At 59.4% G+C, this 24,850-nt stretch carries 23 protein-coding genes and 3 pseudogenes; 9 read left to right on the top strand and 17 right to left on the bottom strand.

All coding sequences use genetic code 11. The features are described 5' to 3' along the window. Nucleotides 1-165: 165 nt before the first annotated feature. The gene (locus BCA01S_RS32640; RefSeq protein ID WP_027780467.1) at nucleotides 166-927 is read right to left on the bottom strand and encodes an NADPH-dependent F420 reductase; all 762 of its coding nucleotides are present in this window, start codon (nucleotides 925-927) and stop codon (nucleotides 166-168) included. Between the two features lie 97 nt (nucleotides 928-1,024). On the opposite strand from BCA01S_RS32640, the gene BCA01S_RS32635 reads away from it, so the two are divergent. Further along, nucleotides 1,025-1,396: a winged helix-turn-helix transcriptional regulator gene (locus tag BCA01S_RS32635; protein ID WP_027780466.1), complete on the top strand. Its 372-nt coding sequence runs from the start codon at nucleotides 1,025-1,027 to the stop codon at nucleotides 1,394-1,396. A gap of 81 nt (nucleotides 1,397-1,477) precedes the next feature. Here the strand turns inward: BCA01S_RS32635 and BCA01S_RS32630 are convergent, their stop codons facing one another. Beyond that, nucleotides 1,478-3,097 (bottom strand): tannase/feruloyl esterase family alpha/beta hydrolase, encoded by a 1,620-nt coding sequence (locus BCA01S_RS32630; RefSeq protein ID WP_027780465.1) that lies wholly within the window; start codon nucleotides 3,095-3,097, stop codon nucleotides 1,478-1,480. 1,053 nt (nucleotides 3,098-4,150) lie between these two features. Here BCA01S_RS32630 and BCA01S_RS36060 point away from each other — a divergent pair. Both BCA01S_RS36060 and BCA01S_RS32620 read left to right on the top strand, forming a co-directional pair. Further along, nucleotides 4,151-4,663: an alpha/beta hydrolase family protein gene (locus BCA01S_RS36060; protein WP_244146100.1), complete on the top strand. Its 513-nt coding sequence runs from the start codon at nucleotides 4,151-4,153 to the stop codon at nucleotides 4,661-4,663. 482 nt (nucleotides 4,664-5,145) lie between these two features. After that, nucleotides 5,146-5,790 carry a hypothetical protein gene (locus tag BCA01S_RS32620; RefSeq protein WP_027780464.1) on the top strand — a complete coding sequence of 215 codons (645 nt, stop codon included), beginning with the start codon at nucleotides 5,146-5,148 and terminating at the stop codon, nucleotides 5,788-5,790. Nucleotides 5,791-6,219: 429 nt separating this feature from the next. On the opposite strand, the gene BCA01S_RS32615 is transcribed toward BCA01S_RS32620, so the two are convergent. From BCA01S_RS32615 to BCA01S_RS32575, 9 genes are all read right to left on the bottom strand, one after another. Beyond that, the gene (locus BCA01S_RS32615) at nucleotides 6,220-6,468 is read right to left on the bottom strand and encodes a hypothetical protein (RefSeq protein ID WP_027780463.1); all 249 of its coding nucleotides are present in this window, start codon (nucleotides 6,466-6,468) and stop codon (nucleotides 6,220-6,222) included. A gap of 43 nt (nucleotides 6,469-6,511) precedes the next feature. Next, nucleotides 6,512-7,099 carry an SEN1982 family lipoprotein gene (locus tag BCA01S_RS32610; RefSeq protein WP_027780462.1) on the bottom strand — a complete coding sequence of 196 codons (588 nt, stop codon included), beginning with the start codon at nucleotides 7,097-7,099 and terminating at the stop codon, nucleotides 6,512-6,514. A 46-nt stretch (nucleotides 7,100-7,145) separates the two neighbouring features. Then, a complete protein-coding gene (locus BCA01S_RS32605; protein WP_027780461.1) occupies nucleotides 7,146-7,523 on the bottom strand; it encodes a hypothetical protein in 378 nt (125 codons plus the stop codon). A gap of 128 nt (nucleotides 7,524-7,651) precedes the next feature. Beyond that, nucleotides 7,652-7,900, bottom strand: coding sequence for a hypothetical protein (locus BCA01S_RS32600; RefSeq protein WP_027780460.1), 249 nt, complete (start codon nucleotides 7,898-7,900; stop codon nucleotides 7,652-7,654). 9 nt (nucleotides 7,901-7,909) lie between these two features. Then, a complete protein-coding gene (locus BCA01S_RS36055; RefSeq protein WP_052369584.1) occupies nucleotides 7,910-8,257 on the bottom strand; it encodes a hypothetical protein in 348 nt (115 codons plus the stop codon). After that, a complete protein-coding gene (locus tag BCA01S_RS32590; RefSeq protein ID WP_027780459.1) occupies nucleotides 8,244-8,663 on the bottom strand; it encodes a hypothetical protein in 420 nt (139 codons plus the stop codon). The genes BCA01S_RS36055 and BCA01S_RS32590 overlap by 14 nt, the downstream gene beginning before the upstream one ends. A 15-nt stretch (nucleotides 8,664-8,678) precedes the next feature. Further along, nucleotides 8,679-8,900, bottom strand: a complete 222-nt coding sequence (locus BCA01S_RS32585) for a hypothetical protein (protein ID WP_027780458.1) — start codon at nucleotides 8,898-8,900, stop codon at nucleotides 8,679-8,681. Nucleotides 8,901-8,945: 45 nt separating this feature from the next. Next, complete coding sequence (locus tag BCA01S_RS32580; protein WP_027780457.1) at nucleotides 8,946-9,323, bottom strand: type II toxin-antitoxin system VapC family toxin; 378 nt, start codon at nucleotides 9,321-9,323, stop codon at nucleotides 8,946-8,948. Further along, complete coding sequence (locus BCA01S_RS32575; protein ID WP_027780456.1) at nucleotides 9,323-9,559, bottom strand: type II toxin-antitoxin system Phd/YefM family antitoxin; 237 nt, start codon at nucleotides 9,557-9,559, stop codon at nucleotides 9,323-9,325. The genes BCA01S_RS32580 and BCA01S_RS32575 overlap by 1 nt, the downstream gene beginning before the upstream one ends. A 500-nt stretch (nucleotides 9,560-10,059) precedes the next feature. Here BCA01S_RS32575 and BCA01S_RS32570 point away from each other — a divergent pair, with 500 nt between their 5' ends. Beyond that, on the top strand, nucleotides 10,060-10,257 hold the full coding sequence (locus BCA01S_RS32570; RefSeq protein ID WP_027780455.1) for a hypothetical protein: 198 nt from the start codon (nucleotides 10,060-10,062) through the stop codon (nucleotides 10,255-10,257). Between the two features lie 407 nt (nucleotides 10,258-10,664). Here BCA01S_RS32570 and BCA01S_RS32565 read toward each other — a convergent pair whose 3' ends face one another. Genes BCA01S_RS32565 through BCA01S_RS32555 form a run of 3 tightly spaced genes read right to left on the bottom strand, consistent with a single transcriptional unit; the run spans nucleotide 10,665 to nucleotide 11,749 of the window. Further along, entirely contained in the window at nucleotides 10,665-11,096 is a 432-nt protein-coding gene (locus BCA01S_RS32565; RefSeq protein WP_156955168.1) for a hypothetical protein, read from the bottom strand. A 57-nt stretch (nucleotides 11,097-11,153) separates the two neighbouring features. Then, nucleotides 11,154-11,444: a type II toxin-antitoxin system RelE/ParE family toxin gene (locus BCA01S_RS32560; RefSeq protein ID WP_027780453.1), complete on the bottom strand. Its 291-nt coding sequence runs from the start codon at nucleotides 11,442-11,444 to the stop codon at nucleotides 11,154-11,156. After that, on the bottom strand, nucleotides 11,441-11,749 hold the full coding sequence (locus BCA01S_RS32555; protein ID WP_006051649.1) for a type II toxin-antitoxin system RelB/DinJ family antitoxin: 309 nt from the start codon (nucleotides 11,747-11,749) through the stop codon (nucleotides 11,441-11,443). The genes BCA01S_RS32560 and BCA01S_RS32555 overlap by 4 nt, the downstream gene beginning before the upstream one ends. Before the next feature lie 1,087 nt (nucleotides 11,750-12,836). Between BCA01S_RS32555 and rpoD the strand changes: the two genes are divergently transcribed. The 3 genes and pseudogenes from rpoD (at nucleotide 12,837) to BCA01S_RS36045 (ending at nucleotide 18,657) form a co-directional block, all read left to right on the top strand. Further along, on the top strand, nucleotides 12,837-14,840 hold the full coding sequence (gene rpoD, locus BCA01S_RS32550; RefSeq protein WP_027780452.1) for an RNA polymerase sigma factor RpoD: 2,004 nt from the start codon (nucleotides 12,837-12,839) through the stop codon (nucleotides 14,838-14,840). Nucleotides 14,841-15,664: 824 nt separating this feature from the next. Then, nucleotides 15,665-17,379, top strand: a pseudogene (gene ltrA / locus BCA01S_RS36050) (group II intron reverse transcriptase/maturase). Nucleotides 17,380-17,501: 122 nt separating this feature from the next. Further along, nucleotides 17,502-18,657, top strand: a pseudogene (locus BCA01S_RS36045) (IS110 family RNA-guided transposase). Nucleotides 18,658-19,177: 520 nt separating this feature from the next. On the opposite strand, the pseudogene BCA01S_RS32535 reads toward BCA01S_RS36045, so the two are convergent. The 3 genes and pseudogenes from BCA01S_RS32535 to BCA01S_RS36040 form a co-directional block, all read right to left on the bottom strand. Further along, nucleotides 19,178-19,537 (bottom strand): annotated as a pseudogene (locus BCA01S_RS32535) (Tn3 family transposase); the annotation flags it as partial. Nucleotides 19,538-19,606: 69 nt separating this feature from the next. Further along, nucleotides 19,607-19,936, bottom strand: coding sequence for a DUF4148 domain-containing protein (locus tag BCA01S_RS32530; protein ID WP_027780450.1), 330 nt, complete (start codon nucleotides 19,934-19,936; stop codon nucleotides 19,607-19,609). 135 nt (nucleotides 19,937-20,071) lie between these two features. Further along, a complete protein-coding gene (locus BCA01S_RS36040) occupies nucleotides 20,072-21,766 on the bottom strand; it encodes a cache domain-containing protein (RefSeq protein WP_174447110.1) in 1,695 nt (564 codons plus the stop codon). A 636-nt stretch (nucleotides 21,767-22,402) separates the two neighbouring features. Here BCA01S_RS36040 and BCA01S_RS32520 point away from each other — a divergent pair. Both BCA01S_RS32520 and BCA01S_RS36655 read left to right on the top strand, forming a co-directional pair. After that, entirely contained in the window at nucleotides 22,403-22,918 is a 516-nt protein-coding gene (locus BCA01S_RS32520) for a hypothetical protein (protein ID WP_027780449.1), read from the top strand. 1,338 nt (nucleotides 22,919-24,256) lie between these two features. Further along, nucleotides 24,257-24,748 (top strand): hypothetical protein, encoded by a 492-nt coding sequence (locus BCA01S_RS36655; RefSeq protein ID WP_052369583.1) that lies wholly within the window; start codon nucleotides 24,257-24,259, stop codon nucleotides 24,746-24,748. The last annotated feature ends 102 nt before the right edge of the window (nucleotides 24,749-24,850 follow it).

Below are 24,850 nucleotides of genomic sequence, written 5' to 3'. Positions count from 1 at the left end.
TCGCGCCATGCTCGATTTCAGGGATGCGTGGACGTTCAGCAGCGAACACATAAGCGTCCACGGGCTGCAACCATAGCGATCCGCGACATGCACGCCGACGATCTTTTTGCTCGCCGTGTTTCCGCAACCCTTCGCCAGTAATGTGCTCTATGACAAGTAGCCCGCTCAGGACGCGTGTTTGCCTACAACGATGTTGGTTGCACGGTTCATAGCGACAACATCGGCGTGGCTGGGACTGGGGCCTAGGCTGGCGAAAACCTCCGGCAGCCGGTCGCGTATCGTGGGCGCAATCCCAGGAGCGGCCGCAGCCAGCGCCTTGCGTGTGGCATCCGCATCGTAGTCGCAGCAATACGCGGGGGTTGATGGCTGCTGGCGCCAGGATTCTGCGAGCGAGCCCGCATCGACCGGATCGAAGCCCATCTGATTCACAAGCTTCATCACGATTTCCTTGGAGCGCAGGTCATCCCCCGCCACCGCGACGGCGAGGCGGCCAGGCGTCCCCTCCGGCTGGCCCAGCTCTGCGAGCGTGTAGGCCAGCACGTTGTTGAATGCCTTGATGACAGGGTGCCCGGTCTGTCTGGATACCCAGACGCTTTCGGGCATTCCTTCGTCGATTTCTGGAATGTGCGGGTCGCGCATGTCCGGGTAGTAGTTGCCGGTGTCGACGACGATCGCGTCAGCCGCTACCGAATCGAACAGGTCCGCAGGAAGCGCCTGTATGGCGGGCAGCGGAATCGAAAGGATGATGACTTCTGCGCCATCGACGGCGCCGCGAACATCCACGGCTTGCGCGCCGATCTCGTCGGCGAACTCCAGAACGCCATCCACGCCACGAGAGTTCGCGACGCGCACTTCATGGCCTGCCGCGCTTAACTTGCGGGCGAGAGACGCGCCAATGTTTCCTGTTCCGACGATCCCGATTTTCATAGCTGTGTCCTCAATATTGCACGCGGCACCCACTTTAGCTGGCTTGTGTTGTAATGGTAAGTACCGACTAAAAAGTAAGTAGCATACCGAGGTGTTTGTGTCTCAAGAGCGTGAATGGAACTGCGAAGATCCCAAAAAGCGGATTGAATGGGCCGAGGCGACGACAGAGGCCCTCCGGGTTCTGGAGGGCAAGTGGAAGATCGTCATCATTTGTCAACTGTTTGCCGCAAGAGGCCCGCTGCGATTCTCCGATCTGGAGAAGCTGATTGACGGCATCAACCAGAAAATGCTGATTCAGCAGCTCAAGCAGCTCGAGAGAGACGGCATCGTGCGGCGAACGGTGTATCCGCAAGTGCCGCCGAAGGTAGAGTACGAACTTTGCGATATGGGATATGCGCTCGGGCCGTCGATGCAAGCGTTAATCGAGTGGGCCGAGATGAGGCGCAAACGTGCCGGAGGTAACGGCTAAGACGAGAAGAAGGCCCCTGATCGCGGGCCTTCCATGTTTGCACAACTGTTCTTGCTAGTTGTCCTTATTGAAGCGTTAAGCTCATGTGCAAGTGTAGTTAGTCGCGGAAGTTATGTCGCCGCTGCCATTGTAATGCGGTGCCCTGGGATAAAGGCAGACAGGCAGACTGCGTGAAGCAGTTGCGCTCGTTCGGAAAGTGTAAGTCAGTTGCGTGGGCGCGTCCCCTTGTTCTACCCACTTGATAATTGCGCCCGGCCAATCGATCTGCGTGACGTCTTGCCCAGCGCCATGCGTGTTCGAAGGTACCAGGAAAAGCCTGGTATTAGTCGTCGGATCGGACAATCCCATCGTTCGAGCGATTGCAGTCATCCTCGCGTCATTTCTCACATGCTCGTTTGGCGACAGCAGGTTATCGCCAATGTCGTGCCACGAGATCAGCTTCTTCCCCGAAGCAACGAACTGTGCGATCGATTGCACGTCGTTGTCGATGCCGATTTGCTTCAGGCCCAGGCCGATAATGCCGTAATCGGTGTCGGGGTTAAAGGCTGCCTGCCTCGCGGGCGTGAGCCAGGACTGGTCGCCTGTCGCCAGGAACGCATAGACACCGCCAAGCGACCCGAAGGCCCCTCCAAACGCTGAGTAGTCTGACCAGTTGAATCCGCTATAGATGACGGTGCCGTCGGAGAGCGCCATTGGCGACAAATACTTCTGCAACGTGGTCACCTGTGCCGCAGACAGGCAGAGGGCGGGATTCGGGTTGGCAGTAGACAACCCACATTGCAGTAGCGCCGGACTGAAGTGGCAAGCTGCTGCATTCGTCAGATAGCCGTCGGCAAGCCCGTCTGAAGAGTCGCATGCCGCTACCGCAGCTTGATAGGAAGCTGTGTATTGGGCGTTGGTCAGCGCCGCAGTAGTACCAGCCGTTCCACCGATCTGAAGCCATTTCGCTGTTTGTCCGGCCATGTCTTCGGTTTCGCATCCCGCCACGATACCGTCAAATTGATCCGGCCACCGTTGAGCCGCAATATAGCCTTCACGGCCACCGTTTGAGCACCCGTTAAAGTACGACTTCGTTGGCGCTTTTCCGTAGAACGCGTTAATAACGGCTTTCGCAAACGTTGTTGTCGTCCCGATAGACAGGTATGCGTAGTCGGTGATCGATGCCTGAGCTTGTGTTGTTCCAGTCAGCCAAACGGCCGGTGCAGCCTCGGCCGGCACTGCAGCCCGATTCCCACCATTCGAAGCAGCGTAGACGGCACCGTACTTTGTGATGGCTGGATTAATCGCGGTGATGGTATTGGATGTGTCAAACGTGTACGCGGTGTAGATCGTTCCGTCGAAACCGCCACCGCCGTTCTGGAAGTACCTTCCCGACCAGTTGTCGGGCACATCAACCTCAATGTCGAGGAACGGCGCCCGCGTACCAGAGACCTTGCAAATGCCTGCAGTGCTAACGCCTGAGATCGGCGCCACCCGACTGGTTGCAGTCACCGTCACGCCGGCAATCACTTGTCCTCTCAGAGACTCGCACTTGGTGGTTAATTCGGCAACGGTGGGTCCGCCCGATCCAGCAGGTGGCGGCGTTGTCGCTTGTAGCGAGCTGCCGCTACCGCCGCAGCCGCTCAAGTGAAATAGAACGATGGTGGTTCCGATCGCAAGGGCAATGCCCTTCAGCTGGTTACCTATCGTTTTTGGTCGCATATCTGTCTCCGTCTAGTTGTGATTCGAAGCCTGGCTACGTAGTTCGCTATTACCATAGCCGATTCGTTAGTCGTCCTATGTGTAGACCAGCTGTGTATTCCTTCTTTACGTGAACATTATTCGGACCCCGCAGTTCGACGACTCACGCCAACACCGATGAACAATGGAAGGGTGGTGCGAGCTTTCGAAAAAGGCGGCCAGACGACGGTGCCAGACCGGCGAGCCGCGAGGCAATTCGCGGTGGGGAGAGTCCATGGTCGCTGCGCCGCGAGAAGTTGTCAATAGCAAATGACTTCGCTATTGACTAATTCAGGGTTAACTCCGTCAATTGGGGAAGGTCGGTCGACGGGATGCCGTCGGAGTTGGAGTGTTAACCCTTGCCTCACAAGCAGCGGTGATGTTGGATCCCGCCGGGACTGCTAGTTGACGATGTTATTGTCGACACGCAACATTTTCATCCTCTATGTCGCCGGCCGCGCCGCGACAGTGGATTGTCACCGATTCAGCAGGAACGTCGGACGTCCGGAATTGGCCGCCTTGAGGCAACACCACTGCTAATTTGCTCGCCGGAAACCGGCCATTGCGGAGGGACGGACGAGAGCTCGGGCATGCAAAGTGGATAGACGCCTCGACCGGCGGCTCCTGGCCGAACCCAGAACTTTCTGCAGCCGGACATACGCTTCCGGGAGAGCCAGATAAATGAACTGCCCTTCGAGAACTTCCTTTGACGCGTGGTCGTCAACCGACGCATCACGACTGCGGCGCCGTTTACGATGGGCGCGCGCTCCATGGATCGGCCGGCAAACTCCGCCTGCGTAATGCCTTGCCGGAGGCCGCCACAAACGCTCCTCGATGCCTCATTGATGCAGAATCAGCGCTAAGGCCTCAACGACATGACCTGAATACGATGGACGACCCAGAATCGCTTTCCATGGCACTGCCCGACGGCACTAAGGTCTCTGCGCTCCTCCGAGTGCCGGAGGACGCGCGAGCCCTTTATATCTTCGCGCACGGTGCCGGGGCGGGCATGCAGCACGTCGGCATGTCGCCACATTGCGCTACCAGTTTCCGTACATGGAGCGCGGCTTCAAGCGGGTGGACTCGCCGGCCGTGGCACATGCTGCCGTGCGGGCAGCCGTCGCAGAGGGCCGCCGGCAGCTGCCAGCCCTGCCGCTCTTCGCCGGCGGCAGGTCGTACGGCGGCCGCATGACGTCCCAGGCCCAAGCCATCTCCCCACTCGACGGCGTGCGTGGCCTCGCTTTCGTCGCGTTCCCGCTGCACCCGGCCGGCGCGCCCGGCGTGGAGCGGGCACGGCATCTGGCGGACGTCACGGTGCCGATGCTCTTCCTGCAGGGCACGCGCGACAAGCTGGCCGAGCTTCACCTGCTGAGGTCGGTCGTCGAAACGCTGGGGCCACGCGCCACGCTGCAGGTAGTGGACGACGCAGATCATTCGTTCCACGTGCGCGCGTCCTCCGGCCGGACAGACGCGGAGGTCGTGCTCGAACTGGCACGGACGATGGCGGCGTGGTTCTTCGCCGAAGGAGAGTCCGTGCCCATTACCTGAGCAAGCGCAGGGATGCAGGAATGCTTGTAGCAGAGTCGGGACGGCGAGCCGGCGAATTCGCCGTGCTGCACTCGCCCGCTCAATCACTTCGCTATCCGCAGATGGTCGGTCGCATAGCCACGAGAAGCGACGCCGGTCGCGTCAGCGACATTTTTCCTCGTGCCGAGTGAGTGTTTGTAAGATCCGCCATCTGCTTTGATTGGGCCGGCGTCGATCCGTGAGTGACCGCTTAGGGATGCGGGCCGAACCAGACTGGCGGAGCGTCGAACGACGCGCATTGGCGGGTCACTGCCCGACACGGTCGACGGTAACCAACCCTGAACGGTACTTCAGATTTCCCGGTTCCGGCCGTTAAATATAGGCGGCGATCATCCCGGCTACGCTCCGGATCCCGCAAGAGCAGCTTGAGCACATTCACTTTGGCGCGGGCAGCGCCAAATGTTTGGCTTGGCAAATAGAAAAACTAACCAGGGGAAACAAGCATGCTGTTGAGTCGAATTGCTATCTATAGCCTCGCGGCGTCCGTTCTCACCGGATGCGTGGTGGGTCGCACAACTGTCGACGTCTCGGCGCCGCAAGGCACTAATCCTGCGACGGGGAAGTATGTGCGAATCGATTCAGTGGAGGACAAACGCACTTTCACCGTCAAGCCCCCGAGCGCCGATATGGCGTCGCTCGATCCCGATGAAGATTCTAGCGATGCGTCGAAAGCTCGCGCGATCGGTCGAAAGAGAAACACTTATGGCAAGGCACTCGGCGATGTGGTGCTCCCTGAAGGCAAGACGGTCTCCGGGCTCGTTGAAAGTGCATTGGCTAAAGGCTTTCAGGAGGCAGGCTACATCGTCGTGAAGCAAGGGGATCCCAACTTTGCCGCCGCCTCTCCGGTCAATGCACAAATAGTCGCTTTCTGGGCTTGGTTCCAGCCCGGCTTCTGGTCAGTTAAAACTAACCAGAAGTCAGAACTGAAGTTGTCAGGCGATGTCGGTGCTCTTCATGGTTCTCAGGCCGTCAAGACTCACGTTAGCGAATCCAAGCAAGTTGTGGTTTCAAGCGACTGGCAGGAGATCGTGGAAAAAGGCCTGTCGGCGATTGCCCAGCGGACAAAGGATCTGGTAAGCGGCAATTAATTAATTCGCTCCAGGAGCGAGCCACATCGCTCGTCGCAGGGACGACGGAAGCGTCTGGCTCGCCTGTGCAGAATCCCAATTGGGATCTCGATTCGCAGATTGACGACATCGCAACTGCCTTTTGCCTTCGTCAGAAGGCCGCGGCGTACTCAGCATAACCTTCGGCTCTCGGAACGTCGATCGACGTTGGATGAGTTTCGGTTCTCTAAACGGCGATTGTCGACGATCTAGGCAGACGTGTCGATTGACCGAAAGTGGCCGCCTTGAGGCAATACCGCTGTCAATTCGCTCGCCCAAAACCGGCCATTGCGCGGGGGCGGACGAGAGCTCGGCCATGCAAATTGGATAGACACCTCGACCGGCGGCTGCTGGCCGAACTGAGCCCGACGGTGTGCATTGGCCTTATGGTCAAACTCGACCTCGTACGCGTTATTCCTCAAAGAGATCCGGCGTCAAACCCGGCTCCTGCAACCCCGGAAAATCGCCCGTACGGATCTTCGCGAGCGTCGCCGGCGGCAGCCACGTTTCCTCCATCGCGTCGATGCCACGCTCGATGATCTGCTGCAGGAAAAACGACTGCTTACGGCCCGTCGTTTCTGCCAGCAGCCGAAGTCTCTGCTCGATCTGCGGGTCGACGCGGGCCGCGACGACCTTCTTGTTGTCGGCACTTCGTTTCATCCCTGTTCCTAACGCTTTCACGAACGGAGCATTGCGACCGGTCCTACTTCGGGGCCACTTTCCAGCCGTCGCTGGTTAGCATGAGGTAGGTCTCGCCCTTGAACTGATTGTTGGCTGTTGTGGCGAGCTCGATGTGACCGACGAGAACCGATTCGTCATCCCATGCAGGTCGCTCAACGAGTTCGGCTACATAATGAACATATATCCTGTCGCCGACGTCTCTTTTCGCGCCCAGGGAAGGTGCCTCAATGTCGACCAGTTTCGCCTTGCCGCCGCAGAAGCGGTTCCCCAAACCTGGCGCCACGCCCCTGGACGCTTTCTTGCCGGCGTCGGTGAGCGTGTATTGGGCGCCGGGCAGCGTCTGTCCGAAATCGCGCACGGTCGTGGGCTCCTTCGTCAGCAAGCCGACTTTCACAAGCTGGTCTGCCTGCTGCTGCTCATATACACGAACGTTCGCATATTGGAACGGCGCTGGGGCCGCGCTAACGACACACACAGCGTCTGTGCTATCGAGGTGCCGTTGCACAGCCGCGGCATAGTTTTCTTTTGTTGCGTCCAACTTGCTGCTACAGGCGACGAGGGTGACGCTCAAGAGTACTGCGGTCGTACGGTAAATGTTTGACAGCTTCATGCCTAATTTCGATGATGGAATAGAAGGGCAGCCACGTTCTCAGGCGTTAGTCCGCGCCCGGTAACATGCTCCGCTGCTCGTGTGCGACGCGCGTAGCCTTGCCTGAACGTTGGGCAGCACGTTGTGCGGGCCTCGCCATGCCGATAGTGCGCACATCAAAGCCGATCTCACCGGCGGCTCTGACAGCGGCGTCGAGCGTCTTGAACTGACGCACCTTGCGCACATCGAGCTCCCGAGCCGTGCGCAACTGAACCTGCATTTGCCGCCCCCGACGACTGATGACAATCAGCGTGAGCACCCACAGGTCGCCACCGATATCTGTCGCGAAGAAGTCGTCCACAATCCCGGCCCGAAAGAAAGCTTTCGCCTGGGCCGGCGTCCACGTCTCGAATTCCTGCTCAAACAGTTCGCCTGATGTCGTCATGCATTCGTTCCCCGTCGTCGCCGGAAGTGTACCAATACGTTTCCAGAAAATGTCATGACGGAACAGAAAACCGGACTACCACATCATTCTTCGCCCTTTGTACCGTTGCGCCGCGCTCGCGGCTTTTCCTAGTCCTGAGGACGCGACGTGTTACGCGCCCGCGTGATCGCCTGGTCAGCCAGTTGTTGATGAGTGTTGACGTCCATATCTGGATTGCTATCAATGGCCTCCGCAACCCACAGTTCATAACGTGCGACGGCATCGCTTTCAGTCCACCCGTGCCGAACGTGCTGTCTGACGAAGTCAGCTTTCGCGCGCTCGTTGCTGCGCGGGAGGGAGCCGCCCGTTTGCGAGTAGACCGTGGGGATGAATCGCATAAAGCTTTCCTATATAGCGGTGGCCGGCGGACGCTTGCGCATCAAGCGGTCATAGCGAACTGCCGCGAATGCGATATAAGCTCGGCCCACGGTGTGGCCGATGAACGTATTCGAGCGCGAAGCCGTGAATGAATAGTGATCGTGCTCTTGGCCGTCCGCTTCCGTGACCTTTCGGCACTCCACAGCTGAGGAAAAATGCTCCCCGTACCAACGATTCACTAGCGCTACGCTCACCGCAGCCAGTAACGTAAGCAGCGTTGCAACCGCAATAATCAACGTAGCCAAAGTCATCGCCTTGTTTTCCTGTTTGGCCCGCGCGACCGGCGCGAGCGCTTTTCCGACGTCAATGCGAAACAACTGCGCCGAGCAACATACCGGTCAACAGCGGCCCGAAAACGGACGGGCTCTGTCGAGAGTCTGCACCCTTGTTCTGAGAGCCGAGACGGCTCGCGATTACTGCCAGCGCGGCGTTTTGCTCTTGTTGCAGTCCAACCTGGAGAGCGAGCAGCTTCTCGCTTGGCGTGGGATCGTCAATCCCGACCAACTTGCAAACCCGCAAAATGTTGGCATCGAAGCGCTCTTTCTGCCGGTCAGGATTGCGCAGACCTTCAATGAACTCGTGCATCTGCGCGCGTGACGGTTGTCGATTCAAGAACTCTTCCAGCTCAGCCAGCAAGAAAGGATTGTTTCCGCAGATCGTCCGTGCTTGCGACATCTGGTCGACAGTCCCGCGGTCGCTGCTACGTGTGTCTTGAGTTGCCATTTTGCTTTCCGTGGCCTACTTCGCGCTCTTGGCGTCTGCGATGCCGCGCTCGAGGTCCGCAATGTTCTGGACCGCAGCGGTGTACGAAACGTAGGGCGTTGCTCCATGCACTTCGACTGTGGCCGACGCGTCGCCTACGGCATCGCGCACTGCGGCAATGGTTTGAGTGAACGCCTCGCCCTGAAAACGGGCTTTCTGTTCGGCCGACGCGCCGGCCAGGTCGATCGTGATCTGCATGAGTGTTTTCCTGTGTGGCCCGCGCGACAGGCGCGAGCGCTTTTCCTACACTGTGATAACAAGGTCGGTGTACTTCGCCAGATGGCCGTCCGAAGTCACCAACCGCAACGGCTCTGACGTTGCCTGCGCAACCAGAAGGCGGTCAAACGGATCGCGGTGAATGTCGGGCAGATTGCGAACCAGCGCAGCGTGAACGGCCCGCACTGGCAGTTCAATGAAGCCGCTGGCCTCAATTTCCGTGACGAGCATATCGACGTCGGCCTCAAGTTTGCCGAGGCCGACCTTAATCGAAGCCTCCCAGACGCTCGCGCTGCTTACATACACTTCATCAGCCTCCAGAATCAGCTTGCGCGCAGCTTTGGTCAGCTTGCGGTCATCCATGACCGACCAGAGGAAAACGTGTGTATCGAGAAGCAGGCGCATCAACGACCCTCGAATGTTGCGATCACATCATCGGGGAGCGGTGCATCGAAGTCGTCCGCAATACGGACCTTGCCCTTGAGGCCGCCGAAACGCCGCGTGACCTTCGCCCTTTCCATCGGTACCAGTCGGGCGGCCGGCTTGCCAGCCTTGGCGATGACGATTTCCTCGCCGCTGGCTGCGGCATCGACCAGCCGTGAAAACTGCGTTTTCGCTTCATGGATATTGACGGTCTGCATAGCTGCTCCTAGTGGACTAAGCCCATATTAGTCCATCTAGCCACACCGGTCAATTCACAATCTCCCGCCACATGAACTAACGGCACAAACACACCAAGCTTGAGGGATACGGCGTCTCGGAATACGCGCGCATGCTCCGCTTGTTCAGAGGAAGTTTGAGGCCATCAGACCCAAACCACGCGCGCGCGGCCCGCACCGGTTCGTGTCCTCGGAAATTCACGGGCGAAAAAAGCTGACCGCGAAGGTTCGCTGTAACGGTTCCCTACCCCTGTTGAGAGGCCGCGGGCGAAGGCGACGGAGCGTCATGAGAAGGAGCGACGCCGGCGCCCACCCACGGCGGGCCGACGCACCGGAGGGCGGCATCTCGCCGGTCGCTGCGGCCTGACGCTGTAATATGCTGTATAAATATACAGTGTCCACCAGTGCCCCTTGGACGCAGCGCGTCCGACGCGGCAAGATGGCGAGCGGATCTCGGCGTAGCCCGCACAGAAGGAATGAAAATGACCTTGGATGACCTGAAACAACTGGGAATCGTCGTTGGCGAAATTGCCGATGCAGAGTTAGGACAACAATTTATCGCTTGTGTGGGCAAGGTAACCCGCGGCGGTATCAAATCCGACGACGGGCAACACTGGATGGGCGCCACGCCCCTGCAAGCGGCAATGCGTTGCTACGAAGAGTCGGACGTGCTGAAATAGGACCTCCGAGCCGGTTGATGACACGCGCGGGCATGATGGCCTCGAACTCGGCCCCTCTCCCTCAGACGCTGCTCGTCGCCATGCAGTGCGGTGATGCAAAACCCGCCGCGCACTCTGTCAGTTGTCGGTGAGCATCGTCTGCCGGCCGGCATGGCGGCGGCGGTCCCATCCGTCAGTTACTGCCACGCCCGGACGCTGCCCGATCATCGAGACGCGTCGGCGACGAACAATCGCTCAGACCTTCAGGCGCCCCTGAACCCTGAGCAGCCCGTCGCGTCCGCCCTGCTCCGCCGCCGTCCATCTTGCGCCCGTGGTCATCCGTCGCGGCTGGGAGCATCGCGCTTAACTGCAATAGGCTGGCAGTATGGCCTGCCGCGCGCCGCGACAGCGCGCCGGGCGGCCCGAGGTCAGGACGATGACTCGGCCACAACCGTGATGTCGCATAGGGAGATGCCGTACTCGAGTGCGACAACGATTCGGGCAGCGATTCCCCTCAAGCGCCCCTCCAGTTCAAAAGTCGAACCGGGCTCTTCTGCGGTTAAGAGGACCACTTCAATGTCGTCTGCGATGGTGATAAGTTCGTAGCCCGCTGCCACAACCGACTTTCGAAACTCCCAGACAAGCCCGCGCAACGAAGGCACGACGGTACTGAGCAGTTCCATATTGAACGCGCTTCCATCGACCAGCCGCTTCAATGAACCCAACGGGGTCGCCCGTTCGGCTTGCTGAAGCGAAAGCTGTATCGTCGTCCCTAGAACGGGCACGATGCGTCGGTGACGTCTGGCGTAGGCCTCGACGTTGCCAAATTCGGGCCTCGTTTTTCTGAAATTTGCCATCACGCAAAGGAGCCTGTGATTTCTCTCGAATGTCCGCCGGCTTGCACCCTGCGTCCATGGCTAATCCAACATCTCATCAGGCCATAACTGCGCGCCGTGCAACACCCGCAGGATGCGCACGGTTTCTCCCGTGATCCGATAGGCGGCTATATATGGTGTCCGGCTTATAACCAGTTCGCGAGTACCTTCGATGCGCCCAGGGCGGCCAGTCTCTGGAAACTGCAGTAGCTGCCTGACCTGCACACGAATCCGATCATCGACGACGACGGCCGCGTACGGACTGTCCTGTTCGATGTAATCAAAAATAGCGTCGCGATCCTCTACTGCGAAAGCAGCCCATTCAAGCCTCACGCGTCACCCTCGCCGGCTTTCCGGAGGGCCGCAGCGCGCCGCTTCGCAAAATGAGCTTCGACTTCATCCCCCGCGGTAGCAGGCCGCGGGTCGTTCAATGCTTCCTGCACCTTCGCACGGAACCAGGCGTCATGCACGGCCGGGTCCGTCGCGAAGGCGAACGGCAACGCACCTTCGTTGGCCACGCGCGTCAGCAGGATTCGCACCGCATCCGAGACAGTCAGTCCCATGTTGTCGAGCACCGCAGCCGCGCGCTCTTTCAGCGCGGGGTCGATGCGTGTTTGCACCAATGCAGTCGCAGCCATAACGATTACTCCTTTGCGTAGCCCTAGACCCCCTATTGTAATTCATTCGAATTACATGCGCGCGCTACCGTGAGCCGCGACCGGATGGCCAGTAAGCAGAACGCTTTGCGCAGCCCACCCATCTGAGCATGATCGGGCGGACCATCGGGACTGGCTCCGGCGCGCTGGTGACCCCAGTGCGACGCAGAGCGGCCGAGGCGCTGCTGGTCGCTGCGCTCGATCAAGCAGCCGCAAACTGGCGACATTGACGCCCCCCTCCGGTCAATGTCCAGAAATGAAGGGTATGAAAGCCACAACTTTCATGCCCTTCATTAGAGACCGGCCCACTTGTCCAGAAATGAAGGGGCGGACAGCCACAACTTTCTACCCCTTCGTTTGAGGACATGTCTACGGCGCGCACCGTAGCTGTTGGACACATCGGGGGACGCGGCAATAGCATTCATAGCGGCTTGGCAGCGCTGACACACCGCGACGAAACCGTAGTTGTCGGCAGTGTGTCAGGCGCGGGGCAGGGCGCGGATGGGCGTCGCGCAGCACAGTCGGCGCCAATGCCGCCGCCAGACAGTCGCTCGCCGCGATCTGACAGATTCCCGGGCGCCGAAGGGGGCCAGCGATCGCGGGCGTGGGTGCCATATGTGGGTATGGTCCGAGCTCGAGGCACGGGAGCGCCCCACGGAGTAGCGGGGCCTGGCGGTGAGACCGACCGGGGGTCGCGGCTCCGCCAAAGCACCCGAAGTGCAACCGCATTGCAGACGCAAGGATCCGTCCGGCACGCCTCCCCCGGACCGCACGGCGGGTGTACCAGCGGCGAACGCCGACAAGCCGTTTAGGGTGCGGGCAGCCGTCGGTGGGGCGATGGGCTGATTGGTGCAGTGCAGCAATCAATGTTAGAATGTCAGGCTGAGGTTTCCGTGAGTTGTTTTCTCGCGCGATTCTAATCGGCCCGCGCACGCAAGCAGGCCGCGTCCGTTGCTCGTTGCGATCTGCAGCTCGTGCTCGCCTGCAGCCGTCAATGTCGTGGCTCGCCGGCCGCAGTCGGGTAGCCGCTGATCTCGCTATCGCCGGGCAAGCCTGTCAAGGAGAATGTATGGCACGTTTTGATCGGGAAGATGCAGGGCCAACCACCGTCGCACCCGCGCCGAACCCTGCGGGCCGGCGCGCAGTGAAGGGCAGGGCGACCGCAGCCTTGCTGTCGATCGACGCAGTGTCCACCGTGTTGCAGGACGAAGAACGGCAGCGTCAGATGCGCGCACTCATTCAGTTGGGGAAGGAGCGCGGCTACCTGACTCACGCCGAAATCAACGATCACTTGCCGGACAATTTCGCGCAGACCGCGGCCATCGAAACCATTGTCGGCACGTTCAATGACATGGGTGTAGCGGTCTACGAGCAGGCGCCCGACGCTGAGACGCTGTTCCTGAACGATGCTGCGCCGGCAGCCGTGTCGGATGACCAGGCGGTTGAGGAAGCGGAAGTTGCGCTTTCCACCGTGGATTCCGAATTCGGGCGCACGACCGATCCCGTGCGGATGTACATGCGTGAAATGGGTGCGACCGAATTGTTGACTCGCGCGGGCGAGGTTGAGATCGCAAAGCGCATCGAAGACGGCCTTCACGAAATGATCCAGGCGATTGCGGCCTGCCCGGCGACTGTCTCCGCGATCCTTGCGAGTGCGGAGCAGATCGAAGCCGATCAACTGCGCATCGACGAACTGGTCGACGGTCTCAATGAAGACTCCGTGGCGGGCGGGCCGTCGGTGTCGGACTCCGCTGATACAGCGGCTATCGACGCGGACACCGCCGATGACAACGACGGGCAGGACGCTGACGACAGCGAGATCGAGGAGGGCAACCCGGCGAAGGCGAACGAAGCGCGTCTGAAACAGCTCACGAGCGACTGCCTCGGGATATTTGCTAGAGTGCGCGAGCTGTTCGATCAGATTCCGCGCGGGGACGCCGCGCAAGGCAAGGGGCAGGTTGCCTTCGCACGCATATGCGAAGCAATCCAGCGCGAGCTGGCGCCAATTCGCTTCACAGTACGAGCCATCGATCGGCTGTGTGCCCATGTCCAGCAACAGGTTGCGCAGGTGCGCGCGGTCGAGCGGCGCATTTTACAGATTGCCGTTGACCGGTGCGCGATGCCGCGCGAGAAGTTCATCGAGTCGTTTCAGGGGCACGAGACCGATCCCGGCTGGACCAAACGGGCGGCAGCGGCGTCGCGCGAGTATGGAGCCGCGCTCGAACGCAGTCTGCCCGCCATTCAGGCCGAACAGCAAAAGCTGATCGATATTGAAGCGGACGCGATACTGCCGCTGCAACAGTTGAAGAAGATCAACCGGCAGATGATGGCGGCCGAGTCGAAAATGCGGCAGGCGAAGCGCGAGTTGATCGAGGCCAACCTGCGCCTCGTGATCTCCATCGCGAAGAAGTACGTCAACCGCGGCATGCATTTTCTCGATCTGATTCAGGAAGGCAACATCGGCCTGATGAAAGCCGTCGACAAATTCGAATATCGACGCGGCTGGAAGTTTTCGACCTACGCAACGTGGTGGGTGCGGCAGGCCGTCACGCGCTCGCTTGCGGATCAGGCGCGCACGATTCGGGTGCCTGTGCATATGATCGAGTCGATCAACAAGCTCAACCGGATTTCGCGCGAGATCCTGCAGCAGACCGGACGCGAGGCTCATCCTGCGGCGCTGGCACAGCGCATGGAACTGCCGGAAGAGAAGGTTCGCAGCATGTTGAAGGTCGCCAGGCAACCCGTGTCGCTCGAAACGCCGGTGGGCGAGGATGCCGACGCGACGCTTGGCGATATGATCGAAGATCCAATGGCGGCATCACCCGCGGACGCGGCCGTGCGCGCGAACCTGCGCGCCGCGATCGATGACGCCCTCGATGCGCTGTCGCCGCGTGAGGCGAAGGTGCTGCGGATGCGTTTTGGGATCGATACCGTGTCGGACTATACGCTCGAGGAGTTGGGCAAACAGTTCGACGTGACGCGCGAACGGATCCGGCAGATCGAAAGCAAGGCGATGCGAAAACTGATGCACCCGAGTCGCGCCGACAAGCTACGGCAATTTCTCGATCATTGAGCCACAGACCCGGGCGTCGGCCGTGTTGTGTTTATCTCCGCGCCGCTCGCTGGTCCCTCGGCGACCTTCTCTCGGGCGGGAAGTAGGGCCAACGCTGGCAGAGGGCGCCTACGATTCCGCCGGCCGACATTTTTGCCGCCTATCACCGCGAAGCTGATCTCTTACGGATAGACGTCACAAGTCGGGGTGCCCTCAAGAAAGGGATTTTTTCGTACGTGTGCGACGTGAAGTCGCGCCAGTTATTGTCTCAACCCGCAAGGGATAGTGAGACTCGTTGTTCCCTCGACGATAGCCTACCGGGGCGAGCGTGGCTGGTAACGGCCGGGTTCGGAGCCCTCGGAACAATGAAGTCCCTCGCATGAGAAGAGCATGCCGCGAGGCGGGCTCAACTGCTGCCAGCATCAGGCGGCAAGGACGCTAGGCTGGACAGGATGGTGAACACAAGTGAATCGCCGTAACCCTCGTTAAAAAAGAACAAGCCAAAGATGCTGGCAGGCTTGGACCAAAAGGTATGTGACAGGTTGCTCCATGCGTACTGCGGGCACAGGGACAGGAAGTCACCGGAGGAAAGGCGGGACCTAAGCTGTTCGTGTAACTGGCGTGGAACACGGTAAGCCCGAATCTTCGTCCTCGTGGCAGGCGAACCGCAAGGAACGCTGATGAGGATGCGGGTAAAGGATGGTCGAGAAAGCGAACGCCGCCCTGTAATGGGGTGGATAGGGGTTGGGCTGCAAGGCGATATCACCCCACGCGAAAGCGGGCAGACTTCGATCGGGTCATTCTTGACAAGATTGTTTGGTGAACTTTTACAGGAGGGAAAGCAAATGACGGCGTATGCAGAACGCGCTGGTGCACTCTCCGGCGACGCGGGACATTGGCACGCTATCAACTGGGCGAGATGTTACCGGGAAGTCGGGAGGCTTCAGGCTAGAATCGTCAAGGCTACAAAGGAAGGCCGCTGGAACAGGGTGAAAGCCCTGCAATGGCTGCTGACCCACTCGTTCAGCGGCAAAGCTCTCGCCGTCAAACGGGTGACGGAGAACCGAGGCAGGAAAACACCCGGGGTCGATAAGGTTACATGGTCCTCCCCGGACGCCAAATACCACGCCATCGAAATGCTGCATCGTCGTGGTTACCGGCCGCGGCCGTTGCGTAGAATTCTAATTCCCAAAAGCAACGGTCGGACAAGAGCACTCGGAATTCCCTGTATGAGCGACAGAGCGATGCAAGCGCTGTATTTGCTCGCCATGGAGCCTGTATCGGAAACGAGTGCGGACCCACACTCTTATCGGTTTCGCCCGGAAAGATGCACCGCCGACGCGATCGAGCAATGCTTCATTGCACTTGCGACCAAACGCGCTGCGCAGTGGATTCTAGAAGGCGACATTCAGGCCTGTTTCGACAAACTTTCGCATGACTGGATCATTGCTCACGTCCCGACGGACAGAGAAATGCTTCAGAAATGGCTACAGGCGGGGTATCTCAAAGATCGACAGTGGTTCCCAACACAGATGGGTGTACCGCAAGGCGGAATTATCTCGCCTGCGATCGCGAATTGGGTATTGGATGGCTTGCAGCGTCATCTGGCGGTTGCCTTTGGGCCACCAAAGTGGATCGACGGAAGGCAAGTCAGCTCAAAAATCAATTTCGTTCGTTATGCAGATGACTTTGTCGTTACTGGTCCGTCGAAAGAGGTTCTGGAACGGGGAAGTCAGACCTATTATTGAACGTTTCATGCAGGAGCGCGGGTTGTCGCTCTCGCCAGAGAAGACGAAGGTCACACATATCTCGGAGGGGTTCGACTTTCTGGGCAGAACGTTCGGAAGTATCGTGGCAAGCTGCTCATCAAGCCATCAAAGAAGAACGTTCAGGCGTTTCTGAGAAAAATTCGCTCGACCATCAATGAAAACCGGACGGCCAAGCAACAGAACCTGATTGGCCTGCTAAACCCGGTGATCAAAGGGTGGGCGGACTATCGTCGACATGTTGTCTCCAAGAGAGTCTTCGCGCGCGTCGATTCAGAGATATGGCGTGCGTTGTGGCAATGGTGCTGTCGCCGGCATCCCAACAAGGGACGTCGATGGATCAAACATCGTTACTTTCGATGCATTGGAACACGGGATTGGATCTTTGCTGCGCAAACGGGTGAGTATTGGCCAGATGGCAAGCCAATCGTGACGACGCTTCGCTATGCGGCAGAGGTACCCATCCGGCGGTACATCAAAATAAAAGCAGAGGCGAATCCCTTCGACCCGGCCTGGGAAGGTTACCTCGAAGATCGTCAAGGTTTCAAGATGTTCAACTCGCTCAAAGGTCGGAAGAAGTTGATTCGGCTTTGGCTTGCTCAACGGGCATCTGCTGTGTCTGCGACCAACGCATCACCAAGGACACAGGCTGGCACGTTCACCACATCGTCCGTCGTGTTGACGGCGGAGGGAATGCGTCGAGAAACCTGATCATGGTTCACCCGAGCTGCCACGCGAAAATTCACAGTCTTGGGCTATCCGTGACGAAACCGGCTCCGCATCAGGGGCTTTGAACGGCTTGAGCGGAGTCCGGGGAAACTCGCACGCTCCGTTCTTAGATCCTATGTAGCGTGAGAGTCGTCAAGGCCCGAGTCGTAAGATTGACGGAGCCAAGACTTGCTCAATGGAGGGCATCATGGACGCAAATCACGTTACCGAACCCCATGCAGAAGACGTCATACTGGCGGTGTCGCTCGAACTGGCCGTCGGGAAGTGGAAGGTCGCGCTGCACGACGGGCGCCGGGAGAAACCGGCGGTACATACGGTGGAGCAGCCACAGGCCCAGGCGCGCCTGCAGGCGATGCTGGACCTGATTGAGCGACAAAAGGAGAAATGGTCGCTGCCAGCAGACGTGCGTGGTTGTTGTGAGCTACGAAGCTGGCCAGGACGGGTTCTGGATCTACCGCGCATTGCGAGCGCGAAGCGTCGACTGTTATGTGATCGATCCAGCGAGTATTCCGGTCGAACGTTACAAGCGACGCGCGAAGACTGACCGGCTTGATGCGATCAAGCTGGTGATCAACCTGCGCGCCTGGCTGCATGGCGAACGCGATCGCATGCACGTGGTTCGCGTACCGTCGCCACAGGACGAGGCCTCGCGTCATCTCATGCGTGATCGAGGTCAGCTGCAAAAGGAAGTGCTGCAGCATCGCGACCGTATGAGAAAACTGCTGGTAACTCTTGGCTGCTGGGACGAAGTCGACCATAAGGGGTTCGCTGACCGGCTCGAACGCGGTGAGATCACCTGTCACGACGGCGCGGCCCTACCGGCGGAACTGCGCGAGCGGCTACTACGCGAGACAGAACGGCTCGTGCTGGCCGAGCGTCAACTGGCCGCGCTGGAGGGGACCTTGCAGGAGCGCTTGCCAGTGCCAGTGCGTGAGCGCATCAATCACCTCACGCAGCTCAGAGGCATTGGTCAAATCGGCGCATCACGTCTGGCGCTCGAACTCTTCTGGCGCGATTTCAATAACCGGCGGCAGGTCGGTGCATGCGTCGGGCTGGTGCCACAACCGTACGACAGCGGCGAGAGCCACGTGGACCAGGGGATAAGCAAACAGGGCAACCGATGGGTGCGCACGCAGCTTATCGAGACGGCCTGGCAGTGGTTGCGCTATCAGCCCGGTAGTGCGCTGACGAGGTGGTTCAATCAGCGCACCCAGGGCACGGGGCCTAACCGCCGGGCGCGGCGGATCGCCATCGTCGCAGTCGCACGGCGACTGGTGATCGCATTATGGCGCTACCTGAAGGACGGCGTTATTCCTGATGGCGCACAGATGAAACCAGTTTGAGATCGTATTGCATGGCGATAGTGATGCCGCGACAATCCGATCACTTACTGTTCCCATGGTTGAAGTGGACATGCCCGTCCGCCCCCTGGGTTGCCGACGCAACCGATTCTTAGATGGGGCATGTCACCCGGACACGATCCGGCGCAGCGCGCATGCAGGATGGGGCTGGCGAACTGCCAGCGGATAGAAGGTTGTGAGACGTTGGATCATCTCACGAGCGCCACGGCCGGCTTCAGGCAGGGACGTAGATTCGATTGCGGCAGTGACAGTTACTGGGTGACGTGGAACGCGCCTGTATGTTGGTGTGCGCAATACCGCGCGCTCACCAACATACGCCAGCATATCGCCTCTACCCAGCGTCAAGGGTTCGCTACGCCAGGCTTCGCCTGCCCTTGACCCAGCCATACGCTCTAGCAAGGAGATGCGGAGGAAATTGATCGACGATTCGTAAGCGGCCTTGACAAATTACTGCTCATAGAAGAAGGGGGCGGCGACGCAGCGATGCGTTGCTGCTACCCGACTAAGCCTTCGCGTTGGTCGTTTTCGCGGCGCGCAACGGCCTGAATCGGCCTTTGGCGACGCGTTTGTTGGCGTGCCACACGTAGTCGCCCGTCAAGTTGATGTGATTCCAGCCCAGTGGCGCGATGTGCGGGATAAGGCTTTCGTCGATCTCCCGCTGCTGACGTGAGGCGGCAATTGCCCGCTCCAGATACACGGTGTTCCACAGCATGATCGCAGCTACCACAAGGTCCAGGCCACTGGCCCGGTATCGCTGGTTTTCGTAAGAACGATCCCGTATCTCGCCCAACCGATAGAAGAACACCGCCCGTGCCAGCGAGTTGCGGGCTTCGCCCTTGTTCAGTCCGGCAGACACACGGCGTACACGCACGCCAGCAATTCCCGAAACAGTCGAACTAGCGCCGGGGTAGCTCATTGCCGAGGCAACTGCTTAATTGCCAAAGTAAAGCGACTTCATGCCGTCATCGGTAGAGGGACGGACCATTACCGGAGCGCCCGATGCCACCGAACCGCTAATCCTTCCGCCATAGCCGCTTGCCGTGCCGTTTTGCGCAGCGACACGCGCTTCGGCAGCCTGAATTTCGGTCGGATATGTAGCGTCATTAGCGACGGCAGGGTGGTAGCCGGCGTTTTCAAGTTGAATAAGTTCAGCGCGCACTTGCGCACGGGTTGTTACCGGAGGGTCCGATTGCTGAGCGAACGATACAGCCGGAGCGGCGAAGACCGCAGCGGCAATGACTGCATGGATGAGCGACTTCATGATGGCCTACCTCCTTGTTGCTTGTTCTTGCACTGATTGCAAGTCCCGCTTTTAGAGAAAGTCATCAAAGTCTAGGGCGATTCGCCCAAGAGTTAATTAAATACTGGAATCGCGCTTTTATTTAATATGGCAGGGTCACCCCGGTGTCCAGAGGCAGCACATCCTCCAGCCCTTGGCGTGGATCGATCCATCCGATATCCGGCGGCAGGGGCGGCGGCACAAGCCGTGCCATTGCCGCCGCGCAAGCCGGGAACAAGCGAATAGCGCAGAATAGGATCGCTCTCCGCCGGGTGTTCCATCTCCCGGTTGTGCTGTTCGGACGTTGGCGCACCGCACCGAGAAGAGCCCGCCGTCGGGCATCGCATCTCTGGCGTTGACGGCGACATTCAGAATCGCCGACTCCAATTCGGTGATGTCTACCTTAACGGGCCATGCGTCCGGCGCAACGTCCAGATAGAAATCGATTCTTTCTGTTAGCGCTGTGCCTATGATGTCACTGGCACTCCCAAACCATGCGGCAAGGTCAACGACTTCATGTTTCAGCGGTTGCTTGCGTGCGACGCTCATGAGTTTGCGCGAAAGCGCTTCCGCGCCGACTGTGGCTCGCTTGACGGCGGTGACTTCTCTTTCAACGTTCGTATAGTTCTTGCGCGTTGCCAGCTCCATATTCGCTGCCACGACCATCAGCAGATTGTTGAAGTCGTGAGCAACCCGCGCGACCAGATTTCCGAGCGCGCCCATGCGCCGAAGCTGGCGGCTTGACGCTTCGGCGGATGCACGCCGTACCCACTCGTTTTTCCAGTGATTCCATGCAGCTTCCTCAGCTCGCAACTGACGAAGCGAGAAAAAGATTAGCGCCCAGAGTCCGATGCACGGCACAAGCGTGAGCATGACCACGACAATGACATGTCTGCGCCATTGGTCATGTATTGCTGCCGTAGCGTAGCCGCAGGCAACATACAATGGATAACGCCCAACGCGCCGAAACGACAGTATTCGCTCAATCCCATCAACCGTAGAAACAATATCGACCCGGCCAACTGGCACCGCTTGCCCAAGCGCAGTAGTAAAGGGAATATTGGCCGCCGGATTGGTCATGATGTCCTTGTCCGGGAGTCTGACCAGGATAGTCCCATCCTGGCGGTACAGTCCAACGAGGAATGCCGGTTTGCTGTTAGTGAGCTCCGCGTAAAACTCGCCGAAATACTGCCGCTTAAGGGCGATGGAGACCACGCCCAGGAAATCTCCGTCCCTGCCGACCCGGGCCATGTTCATCGTGAAAACGTCCGACTGCATAACCTTGCCGGATAGGGGGCGCGAAAAATAGGGAGCCGGCGCTGACGCAATTGCGGCTCGAAAGTCTTCGCGTCCGGCAACCGAAACCCGCGGCGCTGGAAAGAAACGGCTGCTTGCCAGCAAGTCGCCGTTGTTACCAAACACAGATATCGCAGCAAGTTGCGGATAGTCCGCCGCAATAGTGCTGAGCCTCGCGCGTATGCCACCCTCACGCTCGCTGACTCCTACATCGTCGTCATTACCGAGAAGCCCGAGGATGCGCGTTTCGATTTCGTTATTCATATCGACAATCTTCAGCGCGTGCTCCTGGGCAACCCTGGTCAGGCGGTCCACTATGTCGCTTGCGTCGGCGATACGCCGCTGATAGTCGAAGTATCCATAGCTCACGACAGCGCCAAGAGGAAGCAAGACCGATAAAACCAGGACGACGGCGAGCACGCGCCGCATTACGTCAAAGTTGCGCGACGGCAGCGGTACATCGGACTCACTGTTTTGTTCGACCGCCAAGGTGAGGGGCTCCCGGAAGTCGTTCATTAGTGCGCCGACCATGGTACTGCGGTACGGCGTCGCGAGGGGACATTCCGGATTAGTGAACCGTTCCACACATTGGACCTTCGGCGACCGGGCCACAGCTGTCCGGGAACGCAGCGACTTTGACTGGAACGGCGCCACCATCGATACGTCTGAGGAAGAAGCATGGGTGCGTTTCGCTCATGTTAGGGCGTCGTCGGTAGCTGTTGAATCCGCGCCTAGGCTCCCGATTGTGGCCATGGGCGGCCTCGTTGCACGACGGGGTCCAAGGCGCTGTATGACTTTGTCGCGATGGCCGTCAGAGGCGCCTCAGGCCGCTGGCGCTTCTCGTCTTACCGAAACGTCTGCCGTCGTCAGGAGTAAGTGGCAAGCTGCCCGAAAACAGCGACCTTTTCATGACCCGTCGCAAACCGCGCGGGCTTAAGGCGAGCCCGCGCTTTCCGTTATCTGATTCATTGGAACTCTCCGAAGCGAGCCCGCGCCCCGACGACTACTGATGAATAGCCGTCGTCTCGAGATCATTTCCGGCGGCCTCAGCCTGATGCCCATGAACCTCGCGACGCTAGGAATCCTGCATGCTACGCTGACTGTATTGAAGGCGCGGCGCAGGTTGCGTCGCGTCGGACCCCGGAGCTGGTTATGAAAACGCTGGATGCAACGTCGCGTGCAGGCGGCGTCGTTGCGGTGGTGGTCCTGTGCGCAGCTTTGTCCGGTTGCTACTACTACGTGCCCTACGGCTACGTTCCTTACGGCGAAGTGCCGGCGGCAGCGCCGCAGCAGCAATATCCTTTCTCGATGACCGACGCAGCCGCGACCGGTGCGGCTGCGTCAGATGTAACTGCATCGACGAACACCTATATCGCACCAGTCGCGCCCGTCTTCGTCGTGCCTGCGTATTACCCCGTCGCGTATCCGTACTACGGCTGGCCTGCGTGGTGGGGACCATCGGTGTTACTGAGCTTCGGCTACTGGGGCGGATGCTGTTATGGCGGTGGCCGGTACGGCTACTGGGGGCACCACGGCTATTGGGGGCATGGATATCGGGGCGGTTGGGGCGGTCATGGCAGTTGGGGTGGGCACGGATACCCAGGGCGCGGTACGGGCGGCGGCGGCCAATACTGGGGCGGTGGCGGCGGTCACGGGCGTTCGCATTGAACGCTAACCGAGATGCGCTCGTGTTCACCAGTACCCCGACAGCTGAGGCCGTGGGTGAGCCCGACGCAGCTCGCCAACGCGCGGCAGCGTCAAACCGTGCCGTGACCTGTTTCAGTTCCATTGCACGTCGACGAGTCTTTGCAAACCAGTGACTAATGGAAGCAGCGGAGCCCTAAAGCCCCAAGTTTTTACTTCAGTCGCGCTGGACGTGCCGCCGCGTGGCCTCACTCCCTATCGCGCAGGCAATAGACATCATCGGCTTCTGGCTGCGGAGCTCACATTCGGCGTCGGTCACGCGCCTGGCGTCTCCATTTCATGGGCCCCTAGCGCGGTTGCGCCGCTGTGACTGATACGGTCAGAGCCATCGTTTCCACCGCCAGGTGACTAACCCAGAAATCACTTCCCCGCCCGGAACCCCGTTGGGCTGCTGCGGCGATGATGCCCGCAACGCTGACATCGTGCACCATATCTGACGTCGTCGAGCGCTAGCCCCGGGTTAAGGCGCGAGCTGCTCACGAATCATTCGACGCAGTGAATGCCGCAGTGCCGGGGGGCAAAAATAGCCCGATTTAAGCGAAATGATGCTGATTATCGTCTACCTTCAGACAAGCGTCATGCGCAGCCGCGAGCAACGATTGGCGGATATTGTCTGGCTACAGAACTGGTAGGGCGCGGCGAAACGATTTAGGATACTAAGTAATAATAGTTAGGAGAATAAATAATAAGAAAGGTTGTAAAACCGCTTTTCGAAAATCGAGGAGAGCCCCGATGGACGTGCTGGTCGTCGGGGGCAATGTGGACGTGGCAGTCACTCTGGCTTTATGCTTGACTGCTATGGTCACCACGCTACTGTACGCGCTGTACATGCGGTCAGGTGGACGGACTCACAACTCGCAAGCAGGCAGAATGCATCGAGCGTGCCGGGGCGGGTTATGCATGGCATCACGAAAGCGTCATGAGGAGCATGTAGCCTGCGGCGCGCAGCAGGAAGAGCTGTAGCGAATTGCATAAGAACATATATCTGAGAGAGCTATCACATGATGAGTCCTCATTCCGAGAGCCTCGGTCATCTCGAGCGTAGTGCTGGGAACGACCGCCTCAGACGCGCCTTGGCCGCACGCCTGGACCGGGCATTGAAGCGGGCTGGCATCAGTTCGGCACGCGCAGCTAACTGGCTCGGTGTCAGTGAATATGAGGTGGAGTATTGGCGCGGCGGAACCACTGTGCCGCCGCTGAACGCCTGCACGCGCCTTGCCACGGTCCTCCAACTCGACGTTCACTGGCTTTGCACTGGGCAGCCCCGGGCCTCCTGATTCGCACTTCATGGCAATCGGGGGCATGCAGTTCTCTCTCTTGCCTATACGTTCTGACGTTGGCGGGCCGCTCGGCATCGCGGTCACCATCATGCCGCTGCGCGTTTTGTCTCATGGGGAAAGCTGTTTTTTCGCACAGCGGGGGTTATTCGATGTGACGAAGCCAGCAAAAGGAAACAATGTCTTCGAGGAGACAGCACGTCTGAAGGTCTACGAGATGGAACTGGCGAGAGCCACCTCGCATATCGCGAGCACCATGCACGAGCACACCACGCTGGCGGCGGTCGCAGAAACCATTCAGGACTTCCAGGCGTTGCACGGACGCGACGACCTTACGGAATTTGCGCTCGCACTCCGTGGAAGACTGGAGCAGCGCGGCAGGTCGGCCGCGGCGAGGCTGCTCCAGCGTTTCGCGGAATGCGGAAATTTGCCAGATGCAGTACCGAAGGCGCCACACAAACCGGTGCCTGCTCCTCTGCCCGGCGTCCGGAAGCGAGCACGAACTCGCGCAAAGTGAGTGGTGGGCTACCGACGTTTCTATACGGAGGAAATATGGGCGCGTCGGGACCACGCACGGCGTGGTCTACTATCACCACAGCGACTATCACGACGGAACTTG

Origin of the sequence: Paraburkholderia caledonica NBRC 102488 (assembly GCF_000685095.1) — a bacterium.
GTDB lineage: Bacteria > Pseudomonadota > Gammaproteobacteria > Burkholderiales > Burkholderiaceae > Paraburkholderia > Paraburkholderia caledonica.
Note: the sequence above shows the minus strand (reverse complement) of the source record. Positions and strands in the feature narration are given on the sequence as shown.

Coding starts and splice junctions, on each gene's coding strand:
- BCA01S_RS32640 (WP_027780467.1), bottom strand. CDS start 927: ATGAAAATCGGGATCGTCGGAACAGGAAACATTGGCGCGTCTCTCGCC.
- BCA01S_RS32630 (WP_027780465.1), bottom strand. CDS start 3,097: ATGCGACCAAAAACGATAGGTAACCAGCTGAAGGGCATTGCCCTTGCG.
- BCA01S_RS32620 (WP_027780464.1), top strand. CDS start 5,146: ATGCTGTTGAGTCGAATTGCTATCTATAGCCTCGCGGCGTCCGTTCTC.
- BCA01S_RS32615 (WP_027780463.1), bottom strand. CDS start 6,468: ATGAAACGAAGTGCCGACAACAAGAAGGTCGTCGCGGCCCGCGTCGAC.
- BCA01S_RS32610 (WP_027780462.1), bottom strand. CDS start 7,099: ATGAAGCTGTCAAACATTTACCGTACGACCGCAGTACTCTTGAGCGTC.
- BCA01S_RS32605 (WP_027780461.1), bottom strand. CDS start 7,523: ATGACGACATCAGGCGAACTGTTTGAGCAGGAATTCGAGACGTGGACG.
- BCA01S_RS32600 (WP_027780460.1), bottom strand. CDS start 7,900: ATGCGATTCATCCCCACGGTCTACTCGCAAACGGGCGGCTCCCTCCCG.
- BCA01S_RS32590 (WP_027780459.1), bottom strand. CDS start 8,663: ATGGCAACTCAAGACACACGTAGCAGCGACCGCGGGACTGTCGACCAG.
- BCA01S_RS32585 (WP_027780458.1), bottom strand. CDS start 8,900: ATGCAGATCACGATCGACCTGGCCGGCGCGTCGGCCGAACAGAAAGCC.
- BCA01S_RS32580 (WP_027780457.1), bottom strand. CDS start 9,323: ATGCGCCTGCTTCTCGATACACACGTTTTCCTCTGGTCGGTCATGGAT.
- BCA01S_RS32575 (WP_027780456.1), bottom strand. CDS start 9,559: ATGCAGACCGTCAATATCCATGAAGCGAAAACGCAGTTTTCACGGCTG.
- BCA01S_RS32570 (WP_027780455.1), top strand. CDS start 10,060: ATGACCTTGGATGACCTGAAACAACTGGGAATCGTCGTTGGCGAAATT.
- BCA01S_RS32555 (WP_006051649.1), bottom strand. CDS start 11,749: ATGGCTGCGACTGCATTGGTGCAAACACGCATCGACCCCGCGCTGAAA.
- rpoD (WP_027780452.1), top strand. CDS start 12,837: ATGGCACGTTTTGATCGGGAAGATGCAGGGCCAACCACCGTCGCACCC.
- BCA01S_RS32530 (WP_027780450.1), bottom strand. CDS start 19,936: ATGAAGTCGCTCATCCATGCAGTCATTGCCGCTGCGGTCTTCGCCGCT.
- BCA01S_RS36040 (WP_174447110.1), bottom strand. CDS start 21,766: ATGAACGACTTCCGGGAGCCCCTCACCTTGGCGGTCGAACAAAACAGT.
- BCA01S_RS32520 (WP_027780449.1), top strand. CDS start 22,403: ATGAAAACGCTGGATGCAACGTCGCGTGCAGGCGGCGTCGTTGCGGTG.
- BCA01S_RS36655 (WP_052369583.1), top strand. CDS start 24,257: ATGCAGTTCTCTCTCTTGCCTATACGTTCTGACGTTGGCGGGCCGCTC.